The 5,565-nt window shown below is 67.6% G+C and carries 8 protein-coding genes; 5 read left to right on the plus strand and 3 right to left on the minus strand.

Annotated elements, in window-relative coordinates; all coding sequences use genetic code 11:
- The first annotated feature begins 294 nt into the window (after window positions 1-294).
- Genes D7W79_RS37955 through hppD form a run of 3 tightly spaced genes read left to right on the plus strand, consistent with a single transcriptional unit; the run spans window position 295 to window position 3,129 of the window.
- Entirely contained in the window at window positions 295-1,275 is a 981-nt protein-coding gene (locus tag D7W79_RS37955; protein WP_120530141.1) for a fumarylacetoacetate hydrolase family protein, read from the plus strand.
- On the plus strand, window positions 1,272-1,931 hold the full coding sequence (gene maiA, locus D7W79_RS37960; RefSeq protein ID WP_120530142.1) for a maleylacetoacetate isomerase: 660 nt from the start codon (window positions 1,272-1,274) through the stop codon (window positions 1,929-1,931). Before D7W79_RS37955 ends, maiA begins: the two co-directional genes overlap by 4 nt.
- Before the next feature lie 34 nt (window positions 1,932-1,965).
- Window positions 1,966-3,129, plus strand: coding sequence for a 4-hydroxyphenylpyruvate dioxygenase (gene hppD, locus D7W79_RS37965; protein ID WP_120530143.1), 1,164 nt, complete (start codon window positions 1,966-1,968; stop codon window positions 3,127-3,129).
- A gap of 57 nt (window positions 3,130-3,186) precedes the next feature.
- On the opposite strand, the gene D7W79_RS37970 is transcribed toward hppD, so the two are convergent.
- Complete coding sequence (locus tag D7W79_RS37970; protein WP_147442257.1) at window positions 3,187-3,720, minus strand: hypothetical protein; 534 nt, start codon at window positions 3,718-3,720, stop codon at window positions 3,187-3,189.
- Between the two features lie 72 nt (window positions 3,721-3,792).
- On the opposite strand from D7W79_RS37970, the gene D7W79_RS37975 reads away from it, so the two are divergent.
- Both D7W79_RS37975 and D7W79_RS43385 read left to right on the plus strand, forming a co-directional pair.
- Entirely contained in the window at window positions 3,793-4,083 is a 291-nt protein-coding gene (locus D7W79_RS37975; protein ID WP_147442258.1) for a hypothetical protein, read from the plus strand.
- Between the two features lie 275 nt (window positions 4,084-4,358).
- Entirely contained in the window at window positions 4,359-4,622 is a 264-nt protein-coding gene (locus tag D7W79_RS43385) for a hypothetical protein (protein ID WP_147442259.1), read from the plus strand.
- A 72-nt stretch (window positions 4,623-4,694) separates the two neighbouring features.
- Here D7W79_RS43385 and D7W79_RS37985 read toward each other — a convergent pair whose 3' ends face one another.
- Both D7W79_RS37985 and ygfZ read right to left on the minus strand, forming a co-directional pair.
- Window positions 4,695-5,075, minus strand: coding sequence for a hypothetical protein (locus D7W79_RS37985; RefSeq protein WP_120530147.1), 381 nt, complete (start codon window positions 5,073-5,075; stop codon window positions 4,695-4,697).
- A gap of 99 nt (window positions 5,076-5,174) precedes the next feature.
- Window positions 5,175-5,565: CAF17-like 4Fe-4S cluster assembly/insertion protein YgfZ (gene ygfZ, locus D7W79_RS37990; protein ID WP_276375555.1), on the minus strand; the 391-nt coding region annotated here is incomplete at its 5' end.

The raw sequence follows: 5,565 nt of genomic DNA on the forward strand, positions 1-5,565 counted from the left end.
CCCCCTGGCTGTTCGTGGGGCAGGCAGCCCGCCAGCACCCCGCTCCCCGCCTCGCGCACGGCTGTTTCCGCCCGGCTCGTGGGTTTCCACCAGAAGACGCGGGGAGTGCCCGTACGCCGTCCAGCATCCGACAGCCACGCGAATGCATGCGGCCAGCAGCGTTGCTGGAGGGAGGAAGGATGGCGCGCCGCGTTCAACCGGTGTGCTTGACTCCCCTGGTGGCCCGGCGGAAAAGCCCGTCGGGTCAGGCGGCCTCCCCCTTCCTCCCCCGCAGGCCGCCGAGGGAGCGCGGAATTGAAGCTCGCGACGCTCAGGGACGGAACCCGCGACGGGCGGCTCATCGTCGTCAAGCGGGACAACTCCGCCTACGCGCTGGCCACCAACGTGGCCCTCACGCTGCAAGCGGCCCTGGATGACTGGGACCAGAAGGAGCCGCAGCTGCGCGCGCTGGCGCAGCAGCTGGAAGCCGGCGCGGTGCAGAGCCGCCCGCTGGACGTGAAGGCGCTGCACGCGCCCCTGCCGCGCGCCTACGAATGGGTGGACGGCAGCGCGTACATCAACCACGTGGTGCTGGTGCGCAAGGCGCGCAACGCGGAGCCGCCCGCCACGCTGCGCACGGATCCGCTGGTGTACCAGGGCGGCTCCGGCGACTTCCTGGGGCCCACGCAGGACATCCCCCTGCGCGACGAGGCGTGGGGCCTGGACTTCGAGAGCGAGGTCTGCGTCGTGCTGGGCGACACGCCCATGGGCACGAAGGCCGAGGACGCGGACAAGCACATCAAGCTGGTGATGATCGCCAACGACGTGTCCCTGCGGAACCTCATCCCGGAGGAGCTGGCCAAGGGCTTCGGCTTCTTCCAGAGCAAGCCCGCCACCGCGTTCAGCCCCTTCGCGCTGACGCCGGACGAGCTGGGCGCCGCGTGGCACGACGGCCGGGTGCACCTGCGCATGCGCAGCACGCTCAACGGCCAGCTGGTGGGCGACGCGGACGCGGGCCCGGAGATGCACTTCTCCTTCCGCGACCTCATCCAGCACCTGACGCGCACGCGCGCCTTCACCGCGGGCACCATCCTGGGCAGCGGCACGGTGTCCAACGAGGACCGCACGCGCGGCATCTCCTGCCTCGCCGAGCGCCGGATGATTGAAACCATCGACGAGGGCAAGCCGAAGACGCCCTTCATGAAGCCCGGCGACACCATCGAAATCGAAATGCTCGACGGCGAGGGGCACAGCCTCTTCGGCCGCATCTCGCAGACCGTGGTGAAGGCGCCATGAAGAACCTGCGGCTTTCCAGCTACTGGCGTTCCTCCGCGTCCTGGCGCGCGCGCATCGCGCTCCACTGGAAGGGGCTCCCCTTCGAGTACCTCGCGGTGCACCTGCTCCAGGACGGCGGCCAGCAGTTCCAGCCGGCCTACCGTGCGAAGAACCCCATGGCCCGCGTGCCCACGCTGGAGTGGACGGAGGCGGACGGGCAGGCGCGCAGGCTCTCCGAGTCGATGGCCATCCTGGAGTACCTGGAGGAGCGCGTGCCCTCGCCCGCCCTCCTGCCTGGCGACGCGTACCTGCGTGCGAAGGCCCGCATGCTGGCGGAGATGGTGAACGCCGGCATGCAGCCGTTGCAGAACACGTCGGTGACGCTGCGCATCAAGAACGAGCTGAAGGCGGACGAGAAGGCCTGGGCGGCGCACTGGAACGTGCACGGGCTGACGGCGCTGGAGGCGGCGGTGCAGGAGACGGCGGGCCGTTACTGTGTGGGGGACGCAGTGTCGTTCGCGGACGTCCTGCTCGTTCCCCAGCTCTACGGGGCCCGCCGGTTCGGTGTAGACCTGAAGCCCTATCCCACGCTGCTGCGGATTGAAGCGGCGTGCAACGAACTTCCCGCCTTCCAGGCGGCGCAGCCGGACCGGCAGCCCGACGCGCAGCCGGCGTAATCACGAACCATCTTCATCACGAGGAGTCAGCGACATGGCCAAGCAGGAATCGCTGGGCATCAAGGCCCTGGAGAGCATCCACTGGTACGTGCATGACCTGGAGCGCAGCCGCCAGTTCTACACGAAGGGGTTGGACTTCGCGGAGGTGGCGGTGTCCGGGCCGGAGCTGGAGGCGCACGGCAAGCAGAAGTCGGCGCTGTTCCAGGCGGGGGAGATTGCCCTGGTGGTGAGCCAGCCCGTGGGCGAGGGCGGCCGGGCGTGGCGCTACCTGCGCAAGCACCCGGACGGCGTGGGCACGCTGAACTTCGAAGTGGAGGACGTGGAGAAGACGTTCAAGCTGCTGGAGCAGCGCGGCGCCACGTTCATCACGGACATCCAGCGCTTCACGGACGACGCGGGCGGCAAGCTGGCGTTCTTCTCCATCACCACGCCGTTCGGTGACACCACGTTCCGCTTCCTGCAGCGGGACCACTACAAGTCCATCTACCCGGGCTTCCAGGTGCACGCGCAGCCCAAGGGTGGCCAGAACAAGTACGGCTTCGACAAGATGGACCACGTCACGTCGAACTTCCAGACGATGAAGCCCATGCTCCTGTGGATGGAGCACGTGATGGGCTTCGAGAAGTTCTGGCACATCGAGTTCCACACCGAGGACGTGGCGTCGCAGCAGAAGCGCGACCACGGCAGCGGCCTGAAGTCCGAAGTGATGTGGGACCCGAAGAGCGGCGTGAAGTTCGCGAACAACGAGCCCAAGTTCCCGTTCTTCAAGGCCAGCCAGATCAACATCTTCAACGAGGACCACCGCGGTGACGGCGTGCAGCACCTGGCCATCACGGTGAAGGACATCCTCACGTCCGTGAAGGACATGCGGCAGAACGCGGGCATCCAGTTCATGCCCACGCCGGGCTCGTACTACGACGCGCTGCCGGACCGCATCCAGCGCATGGGCATCAAGAAGATCGACGAGGACATCAACGTCCTGCGCGAGTTGGAGGTGCTCATCGACGGTGACAAGGAGCGCAGCTACATGCTCCAGATCTTCATGAAGGACGCGGCGAGCCTCTACAAGCAGCCGGACGCGGGCCCGTTCTTCTACGAAATCATCCAGCGCAAGGGCGACCAGGGCTTCGGCGGCGGCAACTTCCGCGCCCTGTTCGAGAGCATCGAGCGCGCGCAGAAGGCCGAAGGCCGCATCTAGCTTCAAGCGCCGTGGCGCGGGGAGGGGATGCGTCCTTCCCCGCGGCTCCGGAGTGCTTCAGTCTTGACGGAAGTAGACGTGGTAGCAGGTGCCGCAGCCCGGTCCGTTGGGTTCGACCTTCTCGTAATGGGCCACGCCCCGGAACTCCCCGATCGTCCGTCCATTCACGGCATGGAAGGTCACCCGGTAGACGTCGCCCTGCTTCACCACCTGGTCCCCGGTGCCGTAGACGACGCTGACCACCGTGCCTCCCGTGGGCAGGGGCTTCGCCTGGAGCTCCAACAAGGGAAGGAGCCCGGCCTCTCGTGGCATGTCCAATCTCAGGAGGCCCGGGTCGCGGCCCGGCCGGAACCCATCCAGGCGCGACCGGAAGCACGACCCGTTCCGGCACAGCGTGAAGGCCCCGGCTCGCAGCTGCGCGAGGGTGGCGTCCACGGTCATGTCCAGCACCATCCCCGAGTTGCAGCCGATCAGCGTGCAGGTGTGCACCGTGCCGTCCTGGGGGAGCGTTGCTGGGAGCGTCGGAGCCGCCGGAGGTGTCGAAGCGCAACCCGCGACGAGCAGGGCCGCGAGGTGAAGGGGCAGGCGCATGCCGCGGATTCTGGTCCATTTCATGAGCGAGCAGGGCAGCCAGAGCGCCCGTGCACCGCTTATCTTCACCGCATGCGAATGCTGATGCCGCTGTTGCTCGCGGGGGCGGTGGGGTGGGGCTGCCAGGCCGCCGGGGACAAGGTCGCCTCGAAGGCCCCGGTGGATTGCAGCGCCACCTACGTGGCCTGTGGCTGTGGCTGCTGCGGCGGGGAGCCCCAGGTGCAATGCCTGTCCTGCGCGAACGGGGATGACCTCCAGTCCCTCATCAAGAAGGACCAGGAGGCGAAGAACGATCCGCAGTGCGCCGTCGCGGGCTGCTCCATCGGGACGAAGTACGTGTACTGCGACGCGAACCGCCCATGACCCTCATCGAGCCCATCCTCCCAACGCAGCCCCTGAGCTGGGAGGAGTTGGAGCGCCGCGTGTCGTCTTGGGACCCGCTCCCCGACCCGGTGCTCTGCCCCGATTGTGGTGGCCCGGTCCGGATTGAGTACGTCCACCAGGGGGCGCTCGCATCCGCGAGCCTCCAATGTGCTGGATGCCCGCAGGACGTCAGACTTTGCCGGTTTCCCGCCAATGCGGAAGGGTTGATGCGCTCGGAGCCAGCCCCTCCCGTCCCCGGTGCACGACGGCTGCTGGTGGTCGAGCAGACCTTCGACATCCAGGGGCGCGGAATCCTTGTCGTGCCCGATGTGGACCTGGGAACGCGGGTCCAGATGGAACTCAATGTCGCGTTACGGCGGCCGGATGGTGACGTGCTGTCTGCTGTCGCGCTCGCGCAGATCCCGCTCGGCACGTTCCGGTCACGTCCTCAGCACGTGCTCTGCTTCCGCACGCTCTCCAAGCAGGACCTTCCTAGAGGAACGGAGGTGTGGCTGCCAGGCGAGGTGGAGGCGGACTGAGGGGGAGCCATGGTGCTCAGTCTTGGGCCACCTCGCCCGGAAGCGTGCCGCGACGTCAGCGCTTCAGTAAGGCTACAGGCACTGTGAGTAGCAGAAGTCGTGCTCCTCGACACAGTAGGCTGTGGCTTCCGGTGTCGTCGCGTTCCTCTTGCAGGAAGCGTAGACCTGATTGCACACCTCCCGGCAACCGGGCGCCATGGCCTGCACGGGGGCCGCGCCCAGGCTGCAGTCCTGGTAGCAGATCGTCCGGTCCTCCACGCACCAGGCCTGCTCCTCGGGCGTCGTCGCCGTCTGCATACAGTAGTTGTAGAGGGTCATGCAGGCGCGCTCACAGGGCGGCGGCGCCATGGCCGTCACATCCTGCGTCTCCTGCGCCTGCGCCTCCGGCTCCACTCCGCCACAGCCCGCGAAGAAGCCCACCGACAGCAACGCTGCGATGAATGACAAACGCATGAGGTGTTCCTTGGGGTGATTGCCGTGAAGTACGGCAATCCCATTCTACAACTGGCTTTGCCCCCCAAGGGCATGCGGGTGCCCCACCTTTGAAAGGAATCAGACGCTGGTGAAGGGCAGGGCGGCCACCGTCACGGTGCCCGCGCCTTCGCCCAGCGTCAGCTCCGTGCCCGGCTCCAGCGAGTCCCGGTGCACGTAGCCCAGCGCCACCCGCTGACCCTTCGCCGGGGACGTCACCACGCTGGTCACCCAGCCCACCTTCTTCTCCCCCCGGCGCAGCTCCGTGCCGGGCGCCACGTCCTGCTCGCCCAGGAGCAGCCCCGCCAGCTTCCGGTTCATGTGCCCGCGGAAGGTGGCCCGGGCGATGACCTCCTGCCCGATGTAGCAACCCTTGTTGTAGGAGATGGCGTTGGTGAGGTTCGCCTCCAGGGGGATGGTGGTGTCCACCATGTCCTGCCCGTAGCGCGGCACCCCCGCCTCCACCCGCACC

It is taken from the genome of Corallococcus exercitus (genome assembly GCF_003611585.1).
Taxonomy (GTDB): Bacteria; Myxococcota; Myxococcia; order Myxococcales; family Myxococcaceae; genus Corallococcus; species Corallococcus exercitus.

Bases quoted from the DNA above. Each gene is read 5' to 3' on its own strand.
- maiA (WP_120530142.1), top strand. From the start codon at position 1,272: ATGAAGAACCTGCGGCTTTCCAGCTACTGGCGTTCCTCCGCGTCCTGG.
- hppD (WP_120530143.1), top strand. From the start codon at position 1,966: ATGGCCAAGCAGGAATCGCTGGGCATCAAGGCCCTGGAGAGCATCCAC.
- D7W79_RS37970 (WP_147442257.1), bottom strand. From the start codon at position 3,720: ATGCGCCTGCCCCTTCACCTCGCGGCCCTGCTCGTCGCGGGTTGCGCT.
- D7W79_RS37975 (WP_147442258.1), top strand. From the start codon at position 3,793: ATGCGAATGCTGATGCCGCTGTTGCTCGCGGGGGCGGTGGGGTGGGGC.
- D7W79_RS37985 (WP_120530147.1), bottom strand. From the start codon at position 5,075: ATGCGTTTGTCATTCATCGCAGCGTTGCTGTCGGTGGGCTTCTTCGCG.